Here is a 20,867-nt window from a genome sequence, read left to right on the forward strand (position 1 = left end):
GCTCAGGTCAGCGCAGGCGCGCCTCAGCCGCGTCCCAGTCGGCCCGGCCGCCCCGTGGTTCATAGCGCGTGAGCTCCTGGTGAGCGGAGGCGAGCGCCAGGCGGTGCAGCCCAGTGAGATCCACGCCCTCCCCGAGGTCGCCCAGCGATCGTGCCTGCACCAGCAGGTTGCCCAGGGCGGTCGATTCCACTGGCCCGGCAATCACCGGCAGACCCGTGGCCTCGGCGGTGAGCCGGCACAGCAGTTCGTTCCGCGAGCCGCCACCGACGAGGTGGATCACGGAGATCTCCCGTTCGGCGAGGTCGCTGGCGGCGCGCAGGGCACGACGGTAGGCCAGCGCCAGGGAGTCAAGGATGGCGCGCACCATCTCCGCCCGGGTGCGCGGTACGGGCTCGCCGGCCTCGGCGGCCGCCTGCGCCAGCCGCTCCGGCATGCCGCCGGGCGCGAGGAAGGCGGAGTCGTCGACGTCGACGACGCAGCGCAGCGCCGTCACCTCCTCGGACTGGGCCAGGAGTTCGGCGAGGTCGATCTCCTCCCCTGCCTCGGCCCATTCCCGCACACACTCCTGCAGTAGCCACAACCCCATGACGTTGCGCAAGTACCGCACGGAGCCGTCCACGCCGAGCTCATTGGTGAAGTTCCCGTCCCGGCTTGCCTCGCTCAGCACGGGCTCCGCCAACTCGATACCCACGAGGGACCACGTGCCGCACGAGATGTAGGCGAAGTCCCCGTCGCCCGGCACCCCGACCACGGCAGAGGCGGTGTCGTGTGAGCCGACCGCCACCAGCGGCACCTCCGGCAGCCCAGCGACATCCACGGTTCCGATCTGCGTGCCCGGCTCGACCACCGGGGGGAGCAGCGGGCCGAGGTCCATGCCCAGGGCGCCGCGGAGCGCCAGCAGGATCTCGGCGGACCAGCCTCGCGCGGCGACATCGAGGAGCCCCGTGGTCGAGGCATTGGTGGCTTCGGCGACCGCGACGCCGGTGAGCCAGTATCCGAGTAGGTCGGGCAGGAGCAGGAGGCGGCGGGCTGTTGCCAGCTGCGCGGAACCGGCTGCTGCCGCGAGCTGGAAGATGGTGTTGAAGGGCTGATACTGCAACCCGGTGCGTTCGTAGAGCATCTCCGCAGGCAGGTGGGTGAAGACCTCTGCGGCGACGCCGTCGGTGCGGCTGTCGCGGTAGTGAACCGGGTTGCCCAGCAGAGCGCCGTCGGCGTCGAGCAGGCCGTAGTCCACGGCCCAGGTATCGATGCCGAGGCTGACCACATTCCGCCTACGTGCCGCGAGCCGCACGCCGGTCAGGATTCCCTCGTACAGGCGCAGGACGTTCCAGTGGAGGACCTCGCGCCCACCCTCACGAACAGCAACGGGCACATTGTCGAAGCGGTGGATCACCTCGGTGACCATGCGGCCGTCGTCGAGGTGCCCGGCCACCACCCGCCCGCTGGAGGCGCCGAGATCCACAGAGAGGTAGGTCCGGTTCACGGTCACTACCGCAGGAAGGCGGCGGCGACGCCGGAGTCCACCGGCACGTGCAGCCCGGTGGTCTGCACCAGGTCGGGGCCGGTCAGCGCGAAGACGGCGGCGGCAACATGCTCGGGCAGGACTTCCTTCTTCAGCAGGGTCCGCCCGGCGTAGTACTGACCGAGTTCGGACTCATCGACCCCGTAGACCTTCGCGCGCTGTGCGCCCCAGCCGCCGGCGAAGATACCCGAGCCGCGCACCACTCCGTCGGGGTTGATGCCGTTGACGCGGATGCCGTGCTCGCCGAGCTCCGCGGCCAGGAGGCGAACCTGGTGGGCCTGGTCGGCCTTGGTGGCGGAGTAAGCGATGTTGTTCGGGCCGGCGAAGACGGAGTTCTTCGAGGAGATGTAGATGATGTCGCCGCCCAGGCCCTGGGCGATCATGACGCGGGCTGCCTCGCGGGCGACCAGGAACGAGCCGCGGGCCATGACTTCGTGCTGGAGGTCCCAGTCCTTGACGGTGGTCTCCAGCAGCGACTTCGAGAGGGACAGCCCGGCGTTGTTGACCACGAGGTCCACACCACCGAAGGCCAGGGCCGCGGCGGCGATGGCCTCCTGGACCTGCGCTTCACTGGTCACATCGGTCTGGACGCCGATCGCGACGTCGGCACCGCCGAGCTCCTCAGCCACGGCCTGCGCCTTACCGAGATCGAGGTCGGCGACGACCACGCAGGCACCTTCCGCGGCGAGACGCTCCGCCGTAGCCTTGCCGATCCCCGAGGCACCTCCGGTCACCAGCGCCACCCGGGTGGCCAACGGCTTCGGTCGAGGCATCCGTTGGAGCTTGGCCTCTTCCAAAGCCCAGTACTCGATACGGAATTTCTCGGATTCCTCGATGGGGGTGTAGGTGGAGATCGCCTCCGCGCCGCGCATGACGTTGATGGCGTTGATGTAGAACTCTCCGGCCACGCGCGCGGTCTGCTTGGTGCGCCCGAAGGAGAACATGCCGACGCCCGGCACGAGCACGATGGCGGGGTCGGCGCCACGCAGGGCGGGCGAGTCGGGCGTGGCGTGGCGCTCGTAGTAGGCCGCGTAGTCCTCCCGGTAGGCCTGGTGCAGCTCGGTCAGCCGGGCGACCACCTCCTCCACCGGAGCGTCCGCGGGTAGGTCCACCACCAAAGGCTTCACCTTGGTGCGCAGGAAGTGATCCGGGCAGGAGGTGCCGAGCTCAGCCAGTGGGGCGAGCTTCTCTCGGGCGAGGAAGTCCAGCACCACCTCGGAGTCGGTGAAGTGCCCGAGCTGCGGCGCGTCGGTGGAGGCCAGCCCCCGGATGACCGGAGCAAGCGCAGCGGCCTTGGCGCGCCGTTCGGCCTCCGGCAACGCTGCATACTCGTCGCGGATCGGCCCGAAGGGGTGGGTGCCCTGGGCCTCGAGTTCGGCGGTTCTGGCGGCGATGAACTGCTCCGCGGTGCGGATGATCATCAGCGAGTTCTCCTCGCATTCCGCTGAGGTGGCGCCCCACGCGGTGATGCCGTGGCCGCCGAGCACGCAGCCGATCGCCTGAGGGTTCTGCTGTTTGATCTCCGCGATGTCGAGGCCGAGCTGGAAGCCGGGGCGCCGCCAGGGCACCCAGACCACGCGGTCACCGAAGCACTCGCGAGTCAGCGCCGCACCGTCGGCCGCGGTGGCGAGGGCGATGCCCGAGTCCGGATGCAGGTGGTCGACATGCGCGGCGTCGACCAGTCCGTGCATGGCGGTGTCGATACTGGGAGCGGCACCGCCCTTGCCGTGCAGGCAGTAGTCGAAGGCCTCGACCATCTCGTCCTCGCGCTCCACCCCGGGGTAGACATCGACCAGGGCGCGCATGCGGTCCAGCCTCAGGACGGCAAGTCCTTCCTGGCGCAAAGTGCCGAGATCGCCCCCGGACCCCTTGACCCAGAGCAACTCCACGTCCTGACCGGTGACCGGATCGGTCTCGGTGCCGGCCGCGGAGGTGTTGCCGCCGGCGTAGTTGGTGTTCCGCGCATCGGAACCGAGGCGATTGGACCGGGCAATGAGCTCAGCGGCGGGGTGCGACATGGTGGTGTTCTCCTGAAGGTCTCTGGCTACTCGCGTGGGACACGTGCTGGGGATATCAGATGGTCAGGCGCCCCAGCCGGCCTGGCTTCCGCCGACGCGCTCGGCAGCGATCCGCTCGGCGTAGCCGGAGGCGGCGTAAGCCCTCATGGGATCGGGATCCAGGCCCTGCTCCGTACGCAGATCGGCGAGCAGAGGTCGGGCGTCGGTGTTGTAGGCGTCCATCAGCACGCCGTGGGCCCCGAGCACATCGCCGGCCTCCTGGGCGGCGCGCAGTGCCGAGCGGTCCACCAGGAGCGCCTTGGCCGTGGCCTCCTGGACGTTCATCACCGACCGGATCTGGCCGGGGATTTTCGGTTCGATGTTGTGGCACTGGTCGAGCATGAAGTTCACCCCGGAGTCCGGCTGCAGGGCGTCGGCGGAGATAATCTCGTGCATGATCCGGAAGAGCTGGAAGGGGTCGGCCGCGCCGGCGATGAGGTCGTCGTCGGCGTAGAACCGGGAGTTGAAGTCGAAGGCACCGAGGCGTCCTACGCGCAGCAGCTGGGCCACGATGAACTCGATATTCGTGCCCGGGGCGTGGTGCCCGGTGTCCAGGACCACCATGGCCTGGTCGCCGAGCGCCATGCAGTGCAGCAGTGAGGTGCCCCAGTCCGGCACGTCGGTGGAGTAGAAGGACGGCTCGAAGAACTTGTACTCGAGCACGATGCGCTGGTGTGGCTCCAGGGCGGCGTAGATCTCGGCGAGCCCCTCGGCGAGGCGATCCTGCCGGGCGCGCAGATCGTCCTGGCCGGGGTAGTTCAGCCCATCGGCGAGCCAGATCTTCAGGTCCCGGGATCCGGTGTGCCCCATGACGTCCAGGCACCTCAGGTGGGCGTCGACCGCCTTGCGCCGCACCACCGGATCGGGGTGGCAGAGCGAGCCGAGCATGTAGTCGTCGTCCTGGAAGGTGTTGGAATTGACGGTGCCGATGCTGACGCCGAGGTCCTCGGCGTGCCGCCTCAGGGCGCCGTAGTCATCGACCAGGTCCCACGGGATGTGCAAGGACACCCGGGGGGCCACCCCGGTGTAACGATGCACCTGAGCGGCATCGGCGATCTTCTCGTAGGGGTCACGCGGGCCGCCGGGCTGGGAGAAGACCTTGAACCGGGTGCCGGAGTTCCCGAAGGCCCAGGACGGGAGTTCGATGGTCTGGGTGCGCAGCGCCTCTCGGGCGGCAGTCGCGGTGGCTGGGAGCTGCGAGGGGGACATGCGCTTCCTTCACTTTTGAATCGTTTCATTCGAGGTTAGTCTTCGCATCCGGCCACGGTCAAGGGTGGCCGGGCAGGGAGAGGATGCGGATCCGCGCCATGGTGCCTCCTTCGGCTTCCGGGCTCTGGAGTCGTCGTCATGGGCTGCCGCAGCCGATGCCGCGGCGGCTCTCATCGCGGGTCGGCCACACTGAACTCGTAGGTGCCGGAACCGACCTGCTGCTCAGTCCGCCCGGGCAGCTCGATCGTTGCGGTGGTGTTCGCCGGGATGAGAGCCCGCACCGTCATCTCCCCGCCCTCAATGCGCCAGGAGGACTCAGCCATGCCGTAAGGCGTCTCATGACGGGCTGTCGCGTGGTCGATGCCAACCACGGGCGTCGGCGCGATCCGAAGCTTCCGGTAGCCCGGCGCTGCCGGGGCCAGCCCGGCGAGCGAGCGATAGAGCCAGTCGGCCACTGCACCGAAGGCATAGTGGTTGAAAGAGGTCATCTGACCGGGGTTGATCGTGCCATCCGGGAGCATGGAGTCCCATCGCTCCCACACGGTCGTCGCACCCATGGTCACCGCATAGAGCCACGAGGGCACCTTGGTCTGGAGCAGCAGTTTTCCTGCGACTTCTGCGTGTCCCGTTCGGGTCAGGGCATCGCTGATGATCGGTGTGCCGACGAACCCCGTCCCGATGGTGTCTCCGGCTTCGGCGACGAGCTCCGCCAGCCGGTCACCCATGAGCCCCGCGGTCTCCTCATCGACTAGGTCGAAGACGATCGCCATGGCGTAGGCGGTCTGCGTGTCCGAACTCATGCGCCCACCGGGCTCGACGAAGGCCGCATGGAAGGCGTGGAGCACCCGGTCGGCCTCCTGGGCGTAGTGCTGCGACTCCTGCTCGTGACCGAGGATGCCAGCGGCACGGGCCACCAGGCGTGCCGAGCGGATCACGTGCGCCGTCGCCACCAGATCCTTGTCGGTCTTCGCCTCGCCGGGGTGCGCGGGTGGCGAATCAGGATCGAGCCAATCACCGAACTGGAAGTCCCCCTCCCACAGGCCTTTCCTGCCTGCCTTCTGCAGCAGCACATCCGCCCAGGCCTTCATCGACGGGAAGTGATCGCGCAGGGTGTCGAGGTCTCCGAAGCGCTCGTAGAGGACGAGCGGCACCACGGTGGTCGCATCGCCCCAGGCGGCGGCGGGTTCCCCGCCACCCTCGAGTACCTGAGGGATCACGAATCCACAGACTCCCCCGTTCCCCGCCTGCTCTGCCGCGACGTCGCGCAGCCATCCGGTCAGGAAGGCGTGGGAATCGAACAGGGTGGACGCAGTCGGGCTGAACACCTGGATGTCTCCGGTCCAGCCGAGGCGTTCGTTGCGCTGGGGGCAGTCAGTGGGGACGGAGACGAAGTTGCCCCGCATGCCCCAGACGACGTTCTCGTGCAAACGGTTCACGAGCTCGTGCGAGGACTCGAACCAGCCCGTCCTGCGCATGTCGGAGGTGATCACCACCGCCGTGACCGCAGCAGGATCGACCTCGCCGGGCCAGTCGCCCACCTCCGCATAGCGGAACCCATGGAAGGTGAACTCGGGCTCGAAGACGTCCTCGCCGCCGGAGAGCACTAGGTGGTCGGTGGCCTTGGCCTCGCGCAACGGGCGGGTCCCCAACTCACCGTGTTCGAGCACTTCCGCGTGCCGCAGGGTGATGACGTGCCCTGCGGGGCCGGTCACGCGCACGCGGAGGCGCCCCACGAGATTCTGGCCGAAGTCCAGCACTGTCCGGCCCGAGGGGGTGGTGATCACTTCGCGCACGGAGAGCTCTTCGGTGCGGCGCACCGGCTCGGCGACCATCGCCTCCGGGACCACGTCCACGGCTCGGACCTGGGCGCCGGGCCAGGCGTGGTCGTCGAAGCCCGGTGCGTCCCAACCGCTCTCCACGCGCCGGGCGTCAATCCGTTCGCCGTGGTAGAGACTGGATGACACCAACGGGCCGGTAGCGGCGCCCTTCCACTGCGGGCCGGTGGCCACCACCTCAGTGGTGCCGTCGGTGTACGTCAGGTGCAGCTGGGCAGCCACGGCCGGCTGCTCACCATAGAAGCGCCGTCCCGCGCCATGGAAGCCGTACTCCTCGGTGTACCAGCACCCGGCGAAGCGGACCCCGATGGCGTTCTCACCTTGGCGCACCAGTTCGGTGACATCGGTGCATTCGTGTTCGATGCGGTACTGGTAGCTGGTCCAGCCAGGCTTGAGCACGGCGTCGTCGACATCCCGGCCGTTGATCGAGACCTGATAGACGCCCTGGGCGGTGGCATACAGCACGGCTGCGGTCACTTCCCGCGCGGCTTCGAACTCGGTCCGCATCAAGCCCGGGCTCGCGATGCCCTCCGGGGCAGCCAGCTCGATGAAGTCGGCTTGCCACTCCCCCGCGCCCAGGAACGTGGCCCTGATCTCGACCGGGTCACTCCACTCGCTCACCTGGCCATCACTCCCAGTCACACGCACCTCGATGCGGTGCCGGGCCCGCGGGCTCAGCGGGGCGAAGGGCCAGTCGACCAGCACCGACTCGCTGGTCTCGAGCTGGGCGATCTGCTCGCCGTCGAGACGAAGCTCGGCTGCGCTCTGGTGCCAGTCCTGGGTGTCGGTCTCCACCAGCCAGGTCAGCCGCGGTCGCGGCACATCGGCATAGTGGCCATCCCGCCGACGCTCGATACGGACTTCGGTGACGTGAGTACTCATCGCGTATTGCTCGCTTTCAGCCCTTGACCGCGCCGGAGGTCATACCGGCGACGATCTGGCGGTTGAAGAAGATGAACATGATCAGAGGGGGGATCGTGATGAGGAGAGTGTTCGTAAAGAGCAAGTTCCACTGGTTCGCCGCCTGTGCGCTCATGAGGTTGTAGAGCGTCAACTGCACAGTGGCGTTCTCATCGCCCGGCAGGAAGTACAGCGGGTGTACGAAGTCGTTGAAGACGTTCACGGCCTGCACGACGATCACGGTGATGACCGTAGGTTTCATGAGTGGCAGGATGACGCGGAAGAAGAGCCGCACCGGCCCGGCACCGTCGATCAGCGCCGCCTCGTCCAGCTCCCGAGGGATCGTGCCCACGAAGGCTCGGAAGAGCAGGATGCAGAACGAGATACCGAAGGTCGCCTGCACCAGGACCAGACCGGGAATGGTGCGGAAGAGGCCGAGCCCTTGCAGGAGCCAGATGGTCGGCACCACGGCCGGCGGGACGATCAGTCCCGCGAGAACGAGGAAGTTCACCAGCGGGTTCCACCTGCTCGACCGCCGGGCCAGCACATACCCCACCATCGCCGAGATGATCACCATGATCGTCACGGCAGACACGGTGATCACGGTGGAGTTGATAAAGGCGCGAATCACCACGCCGTTGCGCATCGTCAGCACCTCGGTCAGGTTCTCGACGAAGGCCAGTTGCTCCGGCCAGGAGAACTCCAGACGAGAGGCCTCAGCCGGGGTTTTCATTGCTTGGAGCACCACGAAGATGAACGGGACAATGAAGACCACGATGGAGGCCACGATGGCGATCACGCCGGTGAGGCCGCGGTGTTTCGCCTTCATCGGTCCACCGCCTTGCGGTTGATGAGGATGGTGATCGGCACCATGACGGCGGTCACCACCACGAACAGGATCACGTTGCCCGCGGTGGAGAGACCGTAGAAGCCGGCCTGGTACTGCTTGTAGATCACCGAGGCGATCACGTCCGAGGCGAAGCCCGGCCCACCACCGGTGGTGGCCCAGATGAGGTCGAAGGTCCGCAGGCCACCGATCAACGACAGGATGATCACCGTGCCGGTCGCCGGCATGACCAGCGGCAGCGTGATGGTGCGGAACTGCTGCCACCGGCCGGCACCATCGATCTGAGCCGCCTCGTAGTACTCCCGTGGGATGGTCGCCAGGCCGGCGATGTAGATCAGTGTGGCAATCCCCAGGCCTTTCCAGATATCAACACCGGCCACCGTCAGGAGCGCGATATTCGGATCGGTGAACCAACCGGGCCCGGAAATGCCGAACCAGCCCAGCATCGCATTCACCACACCGTCGAAGGGATCCAGCATGGCGGTGGCCATCACCCCGACGCCGATCGTGGAGACCAGCACCGGAAAGAAGACCACGGAGCGTAGATACCCTCGCGCCACGATCTGCGAGGTAAGCAGGACGGCCAGGGCGAGCCCGATCACCACCTTGGCGCCGGAGGTCGTGACGCCGAAGATGAAGGTGTTGATGAAGCCTTGCCGCAACTGCGGTTCCGAGAAGAACCTGATGTAGTTCTCCAAGCCGATGAACTGCGCATCGAAAAGGGTCCAGCGGGTGAGGCTGAAATAGAAAGACGCGAAGGTCGGGATGGCAAAGAAGACGAGATAGAGCACGCCTGCCGGAATGTAGAACCACATCGGGTAGGCGTGACGGGATATCACCGAACTCCCCGCCCGCCCCGGCCGGGACCTGCGCGAGGGGCGACCCCGGGTGAGGTGGGTTCGCGCCTCGCGGGTGGTGGCGCTCACCAACCGTCGAGGCCCAGCTGGCGGGCCTGGTTGATGACGTCCTCGTCGTAACGCTCCGCAGCGCTCTGGGCGTCGCGGATGCCGGAGCCCACCTCGACGAGGATGTGCTCGAGGTTCGGCCCCTTGACGGGCGACAAGTACTCCAAGGCGGGCGCCGTGCGCCCTTGCTCCACATAGGCCTCGATGTCGGTCAGCAGTGGCGCGACGTCATCCGGCAGGTCGCACGTGCCGGGGAAAGGCCCACCGGGATTGAGGTGCTCGAGCTGGAGTTCGCAACCACGCTCCGAGGTGATGAAGGCGACGAAGTCACGTGCCGCCTCCAGTTCGTCTCCCTCGGTGCTCTGCGGAATGTAGATACCCGTGGCCTGCCAGATCGTGGCCTGGGTGTGGTCGGCGTCTTGCGCGGGGATCGCGAAGAAGCCCAGGTCGTCCACGTGGTCGGGACTGTTCTGTTGGGTGTGGGTCAGCACCGTGTTGGTGAGCATGGGGTAGTGAGCGCCCTCGCCTTCCGCGACCATGCGCGATCCGGCGGCATCGTCGGCCGAGGCGAAGTTCTCGTTGAAATAGCCGGCGTCATACACAGCCTGGTGGTGTTCGAAGGCATGGACTGCCGGCTCGTCCGCGTACCGGCGGTTGTTCGCGGTGTACTCCTCAGCCCAGTCCGGATCCTGAGCGGCGACATTGGCGAAGTCTCCCAGTACGAAAAGCTGAGAGGTGTAGGTGGAGCCGTAGGTCTGGATGACGGGGTCGTACCCCGCCGCGGCGATCTCTTCGTTGTTGGCCATGAAATCGTCCCAGCTCTGCGGTATCTCCAGGCCGAGCTCGTCGTAGATCGGCCGGTTGTAGATGATGCCGCCGCCGAACGTGGCCCCCCAGGCATTCCCGTAGATGCCGTTGTCGGTGCTGACCGTGGTCACGAAGTCGTCGTCGAGATCGTCGATCCATGGCGCATCGCTCTGGTCGACCAGCACCTGATCGGGCGTGAGCGCCTGGAAGAGCGAGCCACTGTTGTAGATGAACACGTCGGCCATCTCCCCCGTGGCCAGGCGCGTCTTGACCAGGTTGTCACCGTCGCCGCCGCCGGGACGGGTGTCGACCGTGACGGTGACGTCCTCGTTCTCCTCGGAGAACGCCGCCGCCAGATCTTCGGCGAGAGAGATGGTGTGCGGCTGATTGTCGACGAGGAAGCTGATCTCGACCGACTCGCCGCCTCCGGCGCCATTGGAACAGGCGGCGAGGACGAGACCTATGGAGAGCGCGGCACCAGTGGCCGCGAGGAGCTGCGTGCGGGGCTGCGACGTTGCAGTCATGAGATTCCCTTTCGTACCTGAGGGATCAGGGGTGGAGTCGAACCGTGATGCGGCTGGCCACTGAGCCGGCCTCATGGGAAGCGCGGCGGGGGCCACACCTGGGGTGCTGCCCGGCCGCGCCGACGGACCTGGATCGGTATGGAGATGTGCGCGTCGGTGACCGTTGACCGGCTGCCGGAGTCGCGCAGGATGGGCGTCGACACTGATGCCTTCCTGTGCTCCGTCACACTAAATTGAATCCTTTCACTCGTCAACGGTCCGCACCCGACATCCTGGTCTCGGTTCAGTCACGGCACCGCGCTCGGGGCCCGCGACCCGACGACCACCCCGGGGAACACGCCGGCGTGAAGGGAGCCCGCCGTATGCTTGCCACCGAGGAGAGGGGACCATGGCTGCACCGCTCAATGGCCGCGCGCGGGCAAGCATCGCTGATGTGGCCGCGCGCGCCGGTGTGTCGGTCGGCACCGTGTCCAACGTGCTCAATCGCCCGGAACGGGTCAGTAAGCACACGCGTGCGCGCGTCGAAGCTGCCGTCCAGGATCTCGCCTTCGTCCGCAACGGTTCAGCACGCCAGCTCCGCCAGGGGGTTCCCTCGGTGGTGGGCGCCATCGTGCTGGACATCGAGAACCCCTTCTTCACCGCTGCGGCCCGCGGCGTGGAGGATCGCCTCTCGCGTGACTCGCACACCCTGATGCTCGGCAGCTCGGACGAGGATCCCGCGCGTCAGGCCAGACTCTTACAGCAGTTCGAGGAGCACGGTGTGCGTGGCGTGCTGATCACCCCGCCGGACGAGACCATGACCGCCATCGAACAACTCCGCGAGCGCGGCACCCCCGTGGTGCTGCTCGACCGGCTGAGCGACCATCCGGACATCTCCTCCGTCTCAGTGGACAACGTGCACGGTGCCAAGCTCGCCGTGCGGCATCTGCTGGACCTCGGACACACGGACATCGCCTTCCTCAACGGTCACACCAGCATCCCCCAGTGCGCCGAGCGCCGGCAGGGAGCCCGCCAAGCGCTAGCCGAGGCCGGTGCCGATCCCGACTCGCTCGTCGAGCTCACGCTGAGCTCGCTCAGCTCCGAGGGCGGTTCCGCGGCGATGTCCACGGTGCTGGAAGAGCACTCCGAGGTCACCGCCACCTTCTGCATCAACGACATGGTGGCCCTGGGTGCGCTGTGGTCCTTACGTGAGCGAAGGGTCGCGGTCCCGAGCGGCATGGCGCTGGTGGGCTACGACGATGTGTCCTTCGCGCCCGTTCTCGCTCCCCCGCTCACCTCGGTGCGTCAGCCTGCGCGCGAGATGGGATTCCGGGCCGCCGACCTCCTACTCGGTGGTGGACCTGCCCAGCAGGTCGTGCACCGGCCCGAACTGGTGATCCGCACCTCCACCGCGGGGTGACCGCTGCGCCCGGGGCCGGTCCGCAGAGCCGGTGGCAGCACCCGCTGCCACCGGCCGCGAGTTAGTTACCGGCCACTGCGGCGCTGACGCGCTCCAACCACTCCTCGGTCACCGGAGTGCCGGGGAACCGGGAGAGCCGCCGGATCGGGATGGCAGCGATCATGCGGGCCGATTCGGGCCTGGTCAGCATCGTCTCCAGCCTCGTGCCAGCAATCACCTCGGCGAGCTGCGGACCAGCCTGCGGATGCGCCAGCCACTGACTCGCGGGCGAGTCCGGATCCAGCGGGAGCACCACCAGCTCCCCCTCAAGGTCGACGGAGGCACTCAGCGCAATCTCACGCGAGGAGGGCCCGACGTCGAGGGTGAAGGTGCCGCGTTCGGCGATCCAGCGGCGCAGGCGCGGGTGCCAGTAGGAGAAGGCGCGTGCGTCGAGGTCGATCTCAGCCGTCTTCGACTCGCCAGGCTCCAGCGCGAGCTTGGCGAAGCTCTTGAGCTCGCGCTCTGGGCGGAAGACCGAGGAGTCCTCGTCGCGCACATACACCTGAGCGATCTCCTTGCCGGCCCGCTCGCCGGTGTTGGTCACGGTGAAGCGAACCCGCACGCTCGGCTCCACGCCGTCGTCGAGGACGGTGACCTGCACATCGGAGTACGCGAAGCTCGTGTAGGACAGGCCGTGCCCGAAGGGGTAGGCCACCGGCAGAGCGCGGGAGTCATACCAGCGGTACCCGATCAGCACGCCTTCGCCGTACCGGACCACCTCGCCGTCACCGGGGAAGTTCCCCTGGGCGGGGTTGTGCTCCAGGAGCAGCGGGGAGGTCTCGGCGAGCTTGCCGGAAGGGTTGACCGCGCCGGTGAGTACGTCCACCAGCGCCGGGCCACCGGCCTGGCCGGGAAGCCAGGCCTCGAGTACGGCGTCGGCGTGACCCTGCCAGGAAGCGATCTCCACCGGCGAGCCATTGGTCAGCACCACGATCACCTGTTCACTGACCTTGGCCACGGCTTCCAGCAGGGCGATCTGCTGGGCGGGCAGATCCATGTGGTCACGGTCGTAGCCCTCGGACTCGTAAGCGTCAGGCAACCCCAGGAACACCAGGGACGTGGCGGCACCCTGAGCTGCCTGCACCGCCTCCTCCCGCAAGACCGCCAGTTCCGTCTCGTCCACGTCGTCGCTGAGGGCGAAACCTGGGGCGAAGTCGAGCTCGCGGCCGGCGAGACGCTCCTGGAGTGCGCTCCAGGCGTCGTCGAGACGGGTGGGGGTCACCTGCGAGCTGCCACCACCGCCGAAGCGCGGGGAGCGGGCGAACTCGCCGATGACGGCCACCGGCCCGCCCTCCGGCGCGAGCGGCAAGGCGCCACGGTCGTTCTTCAGCAGCACCAGGCTCTCGGCAGCCGCCTCCCGAGCCAAGGCATGATGCGCAGCCTCGTCGAAGTCGCCGGTGTAGCTGGGGTGGGCGGATCGAGCGACCAGCTCCAGCACCCGCTTCGCGGCGACGTCGATCTCCGCTTCGGTGAGCGTGCCGGCCTCCAGGGCGCCGCGCACCGCGGCGGCCCCGGAACCTCCCGAGGAAGGCATTTCCAGATCCAGACCGGCCGCGACCGCACGGTCACGGTCGACGACCGCTCCCCAGTCGGAGACGACGAGCCCGTCAAAGCCCCATTCCTCGCGCAGCACAGTGGTGAGCAGCCACGGGTCCTGGGAGGCGTGGACGCCGTTGATCCGGTTGTAGGAGCACATCACCGTCCACGGCTGGTGGCGCGTGACCACGGCCTCGAAGGCGGGGAAGTAGATCTCACGCAGGGTGCGCTCGTCCACCTCGGCGGAGACGGTGAGCCGGTCGGCCTCCTGGTTGTTCGCGGCGAAGTGCTTCAGCGACGTGCCCACACCCCGGCTCTGCACGCCCTCGACGAAGGCCGAAGCCAGCTCACCGGCCAGGTGGGGGTCCTCCGAGAAGTACTCAAAGTTCCGCCCGCACAGCGGCGAGCGCTTCATGTTGACGCCCGGCCCCAGCAGCACCGAGACGCCCAGCGCCAGTGACTCCTCCGCCAGAGCCTCCCCGATGCGGCGGAGCAGGCCGGTGTCCCAGGAGGAGGCGGTGGCGGCTGCGATGGGGAAGGCGACGGCCTTCGTGGCCTCCAGGATGCCGAGGTTGTCACCGTCGTCGATCTGGGCGCGCAGACCGTGCGGACCGTCGGCCACCATGATCTGCGGCACGCCGAGACGCTCCACGGCCGTGGTCCGCCAGAAGTCTTCGCCGTCGAGGAGGGAGATCTTCTCCTCGAGGGTCAGCTCGGCGAGCACCGTGGCGGGATCGAAGCGCTGCGCCTCCGGCTGTGTGGCTTCGGACGTCGTGGGCACGGGGGTGCTCGTCATCGAGTCTCCTTGATCGGGTGAGCCTCCATCGTGGCAGGTCACGGCCGCAGAGGGCCACCTCTGCTGCCGCTTCAGGCAGGCAGCGCGCTCAGGCGGGCAGAGCCGTGTACACCGTCTCGAGGAACTCCTCGATTCCTTCGGCTCCGCCCTCGCGGCCCAGCCCGGAGTGCTTGACGCCCCCGAAGGGCGCCGCAGCATTGGACAGCACTCCCACGTTCACACCGAGCATGCCCACCTCGAGGCGCTCGGTCAGCCGCAGGACGCGCTCCAGGTCGCGGGTGATGACGTAGCCCGCCAGGCCCATCTCGGACGCGTTGGCGAGCGCGATCACCTCATCCTCCTCGCGGAAGGTCGTCACCGGCGCGACGGGCCCGAACACCTCCTCGCGCATGATCTCCGAGCCCGGCGCCACCTCGGCGAGCACCGTGGGCGGGTAGAAGTACCCCGGCCCCGCGATCGGCTCGCCACCGGTGAGCACCCGGGCGCCGTCGTCCGTCGCCCCGTGCACCAGGTCGACGATGCGCTCTCGCTGCTGCTCGCTGATGATCGGGCCGATCTCACTTGCGGGCTCCAGGCCCGGCCCGACAGTCAGAGCGGCGAACTCTGCCGCGAGACGCTCGGCGAACTCCTCGGCGAGCGATTCGTGGACATAGAAGCTGTTCGCGGCCGTGCAGGCCTCACCGATGTTGCGGAGCTTCGCCGCCCGGGCAGCCTGCAGGGCGACGTCGAGATCGGCGTCCTCGAAGACCAGGAAGGGCGCACATCCGCCGAGTTCCATCGAGGTGCGCAACACGTTCTGCGATGCCTCCCCCAGCAGCGCCTTGCCCACGGCGGTGGAGCCGGTGAAGGAGAGCTTACGCAGCCGGCGATCCTGGATGATCGGGCCGGTCACCGGCTGAGCGTCGGAGGTGGGGATGACGTTCACGACGCCGTCCGGTAGCCCGGCCTCGGCGAGGATCTGCGCGAAGGCCAAGGACGTCAGTGGCGTGGCCTCCGCGGGCTTGAGCACCACGGTGCAACCGGCCGCGAGCGCGGGGGCGATCTTGCGGGTGGCCATGGCCAGCGGGAAGTTCCAGGGCGTGATGAACAGGCAGGGCCCCACCGCGCGCTTGGACACCAGGATCCGGAGCGTGCCCTCCGGGGCCTGCTGGAAGCGGCCGCTCACCCGCGAGGCTTCCTCGGCGAACCAGCGGAGGAACTCCGCGGCGTAGGTGACCTCCCCGGCAGCTTCGGCCACCGGCTTGCCCATCTCCAGGGCCATGATCGTCGCGAGCCGCTCGCGCTGGGCGATGGTGGCCTCGAAGGCTGTGCGCAGGAGCTCGGCTCGCTCCCGGGGCGAGGTCGCCGCCCACGCGGCCTGAGCACCTGCCGCGGCACTGAGAGCAGCCATGCCATCGTCTGGTGCGGCATCGGCCACCGCGGCCACCTCCATGCCGGTGGCGGGATCGGTCACCGCGAAGGTGGCGCCACCAGCGGCCGCTCGCCACTGCCCGCCGATGAACAGGCCGGTGGGCACGCCCTCGAGAATCGCTGCCGGGTCATAGCTCATGGTTCCAGCTTCGCACCTGGATGGGCCGCGTGCCCGGCCTCAGCCGATAGGCTCGGCTTCCGTGAAGATCCTCCTCATTGGCACCGGTGCCCGCGAACACGCCCTGGCTCGCTCCCTGGCCACAGATCCGGGCGTGGATGAACTCGTCATCGCGCCCGGGAACCCCGGCACCTCCGCCCTCGGACGCAACCTGCCTCTGGACATCCTGGACGGCGCGGCCGTGGCCGAGGCCGCACGCGAGATGAGCGCCGATCTGGCCGTCATCGGGCCCGAGGCGCCGCTGGTGGCCGGGGTCTCCGATGCCGTGCGCGCGGCCGGGATCCCGGTGTTCGGACCGAGCGGCGCCGCAGCGCGCCTGGAGGGATCCAAGGCCTTCGCCAAGGAGATCATGGCGGCCGCTGAGGTTCCCACCGCCCTGGCGCACGTGTGCACCACGGTGGAGCAGGTCTCCGAGGCCCTCGACGCCTTCGGCCCGCCCTACGTGGTCAAGGACGACGGGCTCGCGGCCGGCAAGGGCGTGGTGGTCACCGAGGATCGCACGGCCGCGATGGAGCACGCGCAGGCCTGCCTGGCCAAGGACGGCGGGGACGAGGCCACCGATGGTGAGGCGGCTGTGGTCATCGAGGAATTTCTCGATGGCCCCGAGGTCTCCCTCTTCTGCCTCTGCGACGGCGAGTCGGTGGTCCCGCTCGCCCCCGCGCAGGACTTCAAGCGCTTAGGTGACGGTGACGCCGGGCCGAACACCGGCGGCATGGGCGCCTACTCGCCGCTGCCCTGGGCGCCCAGCGACCTCACCGAGCAGGTGTTGGAGCGGGTGGCCCGCCCGGTGGTGATCGAGATGGCCCGCCGCGGCACCCCCTTCACCGGCCTGCTCTATTGCGGGCTGGCCCTGACCTCGCGCGGACTGCGCGTGGTGGAGTTCAACGTGCGCTTCGGTGACCCGGAGACCCAGGTGGTCCTGGCGCGGCTCACCACGCCCCTCGGTGCGGTCTTGCACGCGGCCGCCACGGGGCGCCTTGGCGACCTCCCTCGCCTGGAGTGGTCCGACGGCGCTGCGGTGACCGTGGTGCTGGCCGCACACGGCTATCCCGGCACGGTGCGCCAGGGCGATCCGATCACCGGTATCGACACCGCCGAATCCCTCGACGGCGTGCATGTGCTGCACGCGGGGACGGCGGAGGACGAGTCAGGCGCGCTGGTGGCGGCCGGGGGTCGTGTGCTCTCCGTGGTGGGCACCGGAGCCGACATCGACGCCGCGCGCGGGGCTGCCTACCGAGGAGTGGCCGTGATCGACCTGCCCGGCGCCCAGCACCGCACGGACATCGCTGCCCGCCTCTAGCGCGCTTCCGGGTGGGCCGCGCGCCGCGTGGCCTCAGCCGGCTCCGCGTCAGCCGAGGAGGTCGTGCCGCGAGATGGTGGCCTCGCGGTCCGGGCCCACCCCGATCGCGGAGATGCGGGTTCCGCTCATCTCCTCGAGCGCCAGCACGTAGTCCTGGCAGGTCGGCGGAAGGTCCTCGAAGCGCCGCACGCCGGAGATGTCCTCCCACCACCCCGGGAGCTCCTCATAGATCGGGGTGGCGTGATGGAAGGCTGACTGGTCGGGCGGCATCTCGTCATACCGCACCCCGCCGACGTCGTAGCCCACGCAGACCGGCACGGTCTCCAGGCCGGTGAGGACGTCGAGCTTGGTGAGCACCAGGTCGGTCAGGCCGTTGATGCGGCTGGAGTAGCGGGCGACGACGGCGTCGTACCAGCCCGTGCGGCGTGCCCGGCCCGTGGTCACACCGAACTCTCCTCCGGTCTTGCGGAGGAACTCGCCCTTGTCATCGTGCAGCTCGGTGGGGAAAGGCCCCTCACCCACACGCGTGGTGTACGCCTTGATCACCCCGACCACGCGGTCGATCCGGGTGGGCCCGATCCCGGAGCCGGTGCAGGCGCCCGCAGCCGTGGCCGAGGACGAGGTGACGAAGGGGTAGGTGCCGTGATCGACGTCGAGCATAGTGGCCTGCCCGGCTTCGAAGACCACGTTCTTGCCGGCATCGAGGGCTTCATTGAGCACCAGGGAGGAGTCGGCCACCATGGGGCGCACGCGCTCGGCGAAGCCGAGCAGGTGGTCGGCGACCTCATCGACCTCCACCGCGCGGCGGTTGTAGACCTTGACCAGCAGCTGGTTCTTCAGGGACAGCGCGCCCTCGATCTTCTGGCGCAGGATCGATTCGTCGAAGAGATCCTGCACGCGGATGCCCACCCGCGACATCTTGTCGGCGTAGGTGGGGCCGATACCCCGGCCGGTGGTGCCGATCTGACGCTTGCCGAGGAAACGCTCGGTGACCTTGTCCAGCGTGCGGTTGTAGGGCGGGATGAGGTGGGCGTTGGCCGAGACCAGGAGCTTGGAGGTATCCACCCCGCGTGCCTCGAGATCGTCGACCTCCTGGAAGAGCACCTCGAGGTCGACCACCACGCCGTTGCCGATGACGGGGGTGCAGCCCGGGGAGAGGATGCCCGAGGGCAGGAGGTGCAGGGCGTACTTCTCGTCACCGACCACCACGGTGTGCCCGGCGTTGTTCCCGCCGTTGAATTTCACGACGTAGTCGACACGGGAACCGAGCTGGTCGGTGGCCTTGCCCTTGCCTTCGTCGCCCCATTGGGCGCCGATGACGACGACGGCTGGCATATGTGGATCCTCTCCTCGGACGCCGGTGGACCTCGAGTGAGACTACCTGGCGAAGCGCGGCCTCAGCCCGCTGCGCTCTCCACGCGGACCTTGGCCCACACGACCTTGCCCCCCGGCGTGGGCCGCCATCCCCATTCGGCGAGCTGCTCCACGATGTGCATGCCGTATCCCCCGACCCGCCCGGAGGTCTGGTCGCGGATCACCGGTGGCGTCGGATCGCCGTCCTCGACCTCGACCCGCAGACCTCCGCTGACGGCGAGCAGCCGGAACTCCACCAGCCCGCGCCCGTGCAACACCGCATTCGTGACCAGCTCGGAGACCACCAGCTCGAGTTCCCCGGTCGCTTGCACTCCCCACGCTGCACAGGTGGCCCGGAGTTCAGCACGAGCCCGGGAGATCGACTCGCCACTCGGCGCCAGTGGCCAGCGCCGGCGCCGCTGGCGATTCTCGGCCGGCTCATACCGCGTGTCAGGGACCCGGATCACGACCAGAGCGATGTCGTCCTCGGGCTCGGTGGCGAGCTGGAGCAGTTCCTCGCCCATCGCGGCGGCGTCGGCACCGTCGACCGTGCCCGCCAGCGCGATCAGGCGCTCAAGCCCTTCCCGCATGCCCTGATTGCGCCGTTCCACCAGGCCGTCGGTGTAGAGCACAAGACAGTCACCCGGGCGCAGTGTGCGTTCGGCGCTGCAGCGGTCCCCGCGGCCGAAACCGACGAGCGCGCCGGCGGCCCCTTCGAGCGCATCCACGCCACCGCTGTGCCGCACGAGGGCCGGCAGGTGTCCCGCCCGCGAGTAGCGCGCCACCCAGGTCTCATCGTCACCGGTGCTCTCCGGGTGCCGGGTCAGCGTGAACAACACCAGCGAGGCGCTGCGCGAGAGGTGCATCGAGGTCACGAGCGCATCGACACGGTCGAGCACCGCCCCGGGCTCGCGCAAGTCCTGGGCATAGGCCCGCACGATGGAGCGCAGCTGCCCCATGGCCGCCGCCGCCTCCAGGTCATGACCGGTGACGTCACCGACCACGACGAGCACCGTCTCGTCGTCGAGTTCGACGACGTCGTACCAGTCGCCGCCGACCTGGGCATGCTCCACGCTGGGCGCGTAGTACGACCAGACGTCCAGTCCATCGATCTCCGCCTGCTCGGGCAGCATGGAGCGTTGGAGTGTCTCGGCAGCCAGGTGCTCCCGGTAATACAGCTCAGCATTGTCCATGGCCATGCCGACCCGTCGGGCGACGAGTTCCAGCACGGTGCCGACCTCCTCCGGGAGGATCGCCACCGCCGCGGACGGCTCTGGAGACCCCACCGGGCCGGCGATCTGCGTGGAGGCCGGGCCGCGGTAGGGCAGGGCGACGAAGAGGCCGAGGGTGCGCATCCGGCCGAGGACGGGAAAGACGAGGACGGAACCCTCGGCGTCGGGGTGGTCCTCCAGGTGCGGTGCGAGGAGCTCCTGGAGCCTGGCGGTCACGGTCCCGCGCTCGGCCTGGTGGCCGGGTTCGAGGCGCACGGTCCGCATGCTCGTCGCTTCGAGCAGCGAGAGCACCGGATCGTCCGCAGAATCCACAGTGCCGCGATCGCGGCGGGCCGGCAGCCTGGTCACCACGTCGTGGATGGCTTCGAGGTCGCGGCCGAGTGCGAAGAAGCCACACCAGGCGACGACCCGCGGGGTCACCAGATCGGCGACGTGGCGCAAGGCTCCCTGCGGATCGGGCTCGGCGAGGATGTCCGAGACGCGCGCCAGGATGCTCAGGGCGAGCCGGGCCCGTCGCTCGATCTCGAGGCGCATCTGATCCACGTGGGCGTGCTCCACCTGCGCCGAGACGTCACGGATGACGATCACGTGGCCCTCAGGCCCGAGCTCAGGGGCCGTGACCGGAGTGAGAGTGAGGCTGATCCAGCTGCGCCGCCCCTCACGGTTGGTGATGGCCGTGGTGAGCTGCGTGGGACCCCGCCAGCGCTTCGGTGCTGACTCCGTCACTTCTGCACGCGCGCGCGGTTCACCGTCCTCGTCCAGTTCGCCGTCCTGACGGTCCAGCGCCGCCATCAGCTCCCGGGAGAAACCCTCATCCATACCGCTGCGCGCGAAGAGCTCCTCGGCGTCGAGGTCGAGATCAGCTCGTTGCAGGTCGAAGGCACTCAGCGCTGCCTCATTCGCCAGCGCCACACGGTGTGTACCCGCAGAACGCTGGGCGGACAGCACGAGAACACCCTCCTCGAGCTGTTCGATGACGGCCCGAGAAAGGCCTGGCAGTAGACTCTCTTGAGATGGT

13 protein-coding genes are annotated in these 20,867 nt (G+C 68.6%); 2 read left to right on the forward strand and 11 right to left on the reverse strand.

Translation table 11 applies throughout. The annotated features are described in order from the left end of the window. Positions 1-7: 7 nt before the first annotated feature. The 7 genes from EDD31_RS04530 to EDD31_RS04560 all read right to left on the reverse strand — a co-directional run bounded on the left by EDD31_RS04530 (position 8) and on the right by EDD31_RS04560 (position 10,606). Positions 8-1,489, reverse strand: a complete 1,482-nt coding sequence (locus tag EDD31_RS04530) for a rhamnulokinase (protein WP_245990892.1) — start codon at positions 1,487-1,489, stop codon at positions 8-10. Continuing rightward, the gene (locus tag EDD31_RS04535) at positions 1,489-3,540 is read right to left on the reverse strand and encodes a bifunctional aldolase/short-chain dehydrogenase (RefSeq protein ID WP_123303105.1); all 2,052 of its coding nucleotides are present in this window, start codon (positions 3,538-3,540) and stop codon (positions 1,489-1,491) included. The genes EDD31_RS04530 and EDD31_RS04535 overlap by 1 nt, the downstream gene beginning before the upstream one ends. Before the next feature lie 63 nt (positions 3,541-3,603). Then, positions 3,604-4,788 carry an L-rhamnose isomerase gene (gene rhaI / locus EDD31_RS04540; RefSeq protein WP_123303106.1) on the reverse strand — a complete coding sequence of 395 codons (1,185 nt, stop codon included), beginning with the start codon at positions 4,786-4,788 and terminating at the stop codon, positions 3,604-3,606. Positions 4,789-4,958: 170 nt separating this feature from the next. Next, the gene (locus tag EDD31_RS04545; protein ID WP_123303107.1) at positions 4,959-7,505 is read right to left on the reverse strand and encodes an alpha-L-rhamnosidase; all 2,547 of its coding nucleotides are present in this window, start codon (positions 7,503-7,505) and stop codon (positions 4,959-4,961) included. Between the two features lie 16 nt (positions 7,506-7,521). Beyond that, entirely contained in the window at positions 7,522-8,352 is an 831-nt protein-coding gene (locus tag EDD31_RS04550) for a carbohydrate ABC transporter permease (protein WP_123303108.1), read from the reverse strand. Beyond that, positions 8,349-9,185: a carbohydrate ABC transporter permease gene (locus tag EDD31_RS04555; protein ID WP_123303109.1), complete on the reverse strand. Its 837-nt coding sequence runs from the start codon at positions 9,183-9,185 to the stop codon at positions 8,349-8,351. The genes EDD31_RS04550 and EDD31_RS04555 overlap by 4 nt, the downstream gene beginning before the upstream one ends. Positions 9,186-9,292: 107 nt before the next feature. Beyond that, positions 9,293-10,606, reverse strand: coding sequence for an ABC transporter substrate-binding protein (locus EDD31_RS04560; RefSeq protein WP_123303110.1), 1,314 nt, complete (start codon positions 10,604-10,606; stop codon positions 9,293-9,295). Positions 10,607-10,994: 388 nt separating this feature from the next. Here EDD31_RS04560 and EDD31_RS04565 point away from each other — a divergent pair, with 388 nt between their 5' ends. Continuing rightward, a complete protein-coding gene (locus tag EDD31_RS04565; RefSeq protein ID WP_123303111.1) occupies positions 10,995-12,005 on the forward strand; it encodes a LacI family DNA-binding transcriptional regulator in 1,011 nt (336 codons plus the stop codon). Between the two features lie 61 nt (positions 12,006-12,066). Here EDD31_RS04565 and EDD31_RS04570 read toward each other — a convergent pair whose 3' ends face one another. Both EDD31_RS04570 and EDD31_RS04575 read right to left on the reverse strand, forming a co-directional pair. Beyond that, positions 12,067-14,376: a glycoside hydrolase family 3 C-terminal domain-containing protein gene (locus EDD31_RS04570; RefSeq protein ID WP_123303112.1), complete on the reverse strand. Its 2,310-nt coding sequence runs from the start codon at positions 14,374-14,376 to the stop codon at positions 12,067-12,069. Between the two features lie 88 nt (positions 14,377-14,464). Then, entirely contained in the window at positions 14,465-15,925 is a 1,461-nt protein-coding gene (locus EDD31_RS04575; RefSeq protein ID WP_123303113.1) for an NAD-dependent succinate-semialdehyde dehydrogenase, read from the reverse strand. Between the two features lie 61 nt (positions 15,926-15,986). On the opposite strand from EDD31_RS04575, the gene purD reads away from it, so the two are divergent. Beyond that, on the forward strand, positions 15,987-17,264 hold the full coding sequence (purD, locus tag EDD31_RS04580; protein WP_123303114.1) for a phosphoribosylamine--glycine ligase: 1,278 nt from the start codon (positions 15,987-15,989) through the stop codon (positions 17,262-17,264). Positions 17,265-17,312: 48 nt separating this feature from the next. Here purD and EDD31_RS04585 read toward each other — a convergent pair whose 3' ends face one another. Beyond that, on the reverse strand, positions 17,313-18,599 hold the full coding sequence (locus tag EDD31_RS04585) for an adenylosuccinate synthase (RefSeq protein WP_123303115.1): 1,287 nt from the start codon (positions 18,597-18,599) through the stop codon (positions 17,313-17,315). Positions 18,600-18,661: 62 nt separating this feature from the next. After that, positions 18,662-20,797, reverse strand: a complete 2,136-nt coding sequence (locus EDD31_RS04590) for an ATP-binding SpoIIE family protein phosphatase (protein ID WP_170163187.1) — start codon at positions 20,795-20,797, stop codon at positions 18,662-18,664. Between the last annotated feature and the right edge of the window lie 70 nt (positions 20,798-20,867).

Origin of the sequence: Bogoriella caseilytica, assembly GCF_003752405.1 — a bacterium.
Classification (GTDB): Bacteria; Actinomycetota; Actinomycetes; order Actinomycetales; family Actinomycetaceae; genus Allobogoriella; species Allobogoriella caseilytica.

Coding starts and splice junctions, on each gene's coding strand:
- EDD31_RS04535 (WP_123303105.1), bottom strand. CDS start 3,540: ATGTCGCACCCCGCCGCTGAGCTCATTGCCCGGTCCAATCGCCTCGGT.
- rhaI (WP_123303106.1), bottom strand. CDS start 4,788: ATGTCCCCCTCGCAGCTCCCAGCCACCGCGACTGCCGCCCGAGAGGCG.
- EDD31_RS04545 (WP_123303107.1), bottom strand. CDS start 7,505: ATGAGTACTCACGTCACCGAAGTCCGTATCGAGCGTCGGCGGGATGGC.
- EDD31_RS04550 (WP_123303108.1), bottom strand. CDS start 8,352: ATGAAGGCGAAACACCGCGGCCTCACCGGCGTGATCGCCATCGTGGCC.
- EDD31_RS04555 (WP_123303109.1), bottom strand. CDS start 9,185: ATGTGGTTCTACATTCCGGCAGGCGTGCTCTATCTCGTCTTCTTTGCC.
- EDD31_RS04560 (WP_123303110.1), bottom strand. CDS start 10,606: ATGACTGCAACGTCGCAGCCCCGCACGCAGCTCCTCGCGGCCACTGGT.
- EDD31_RS04565 (WP_123303111.1), top strand. CDS start 10,995: ATGGCTGCACCGCTCAATGGCCGCGCGCGGGCAAGCATCGCTGATGTG.
- EDD31_RS04570 (WP_123303112.1), bottom strand. CDS start 14,376: ATGACGAGCACCCCCGTGCCCACGACGTCCGAAGCCACACAGCCGGAG.
- EDD31_RS04575 (WP_123303113.1), bottom strand. CDS start 15,925: ATGAGCTATGACCCGGCAGCGATTCTCGAGGGCGTGCCCACCGGCCTG.
- EDD31_RS04585 (WP_123303115.1), bottom strand. CDS start 18,599: ATGCCAGCCGTCGTCGTCATCGGCGCCCAATGGGGCGACGAAGGCAAG.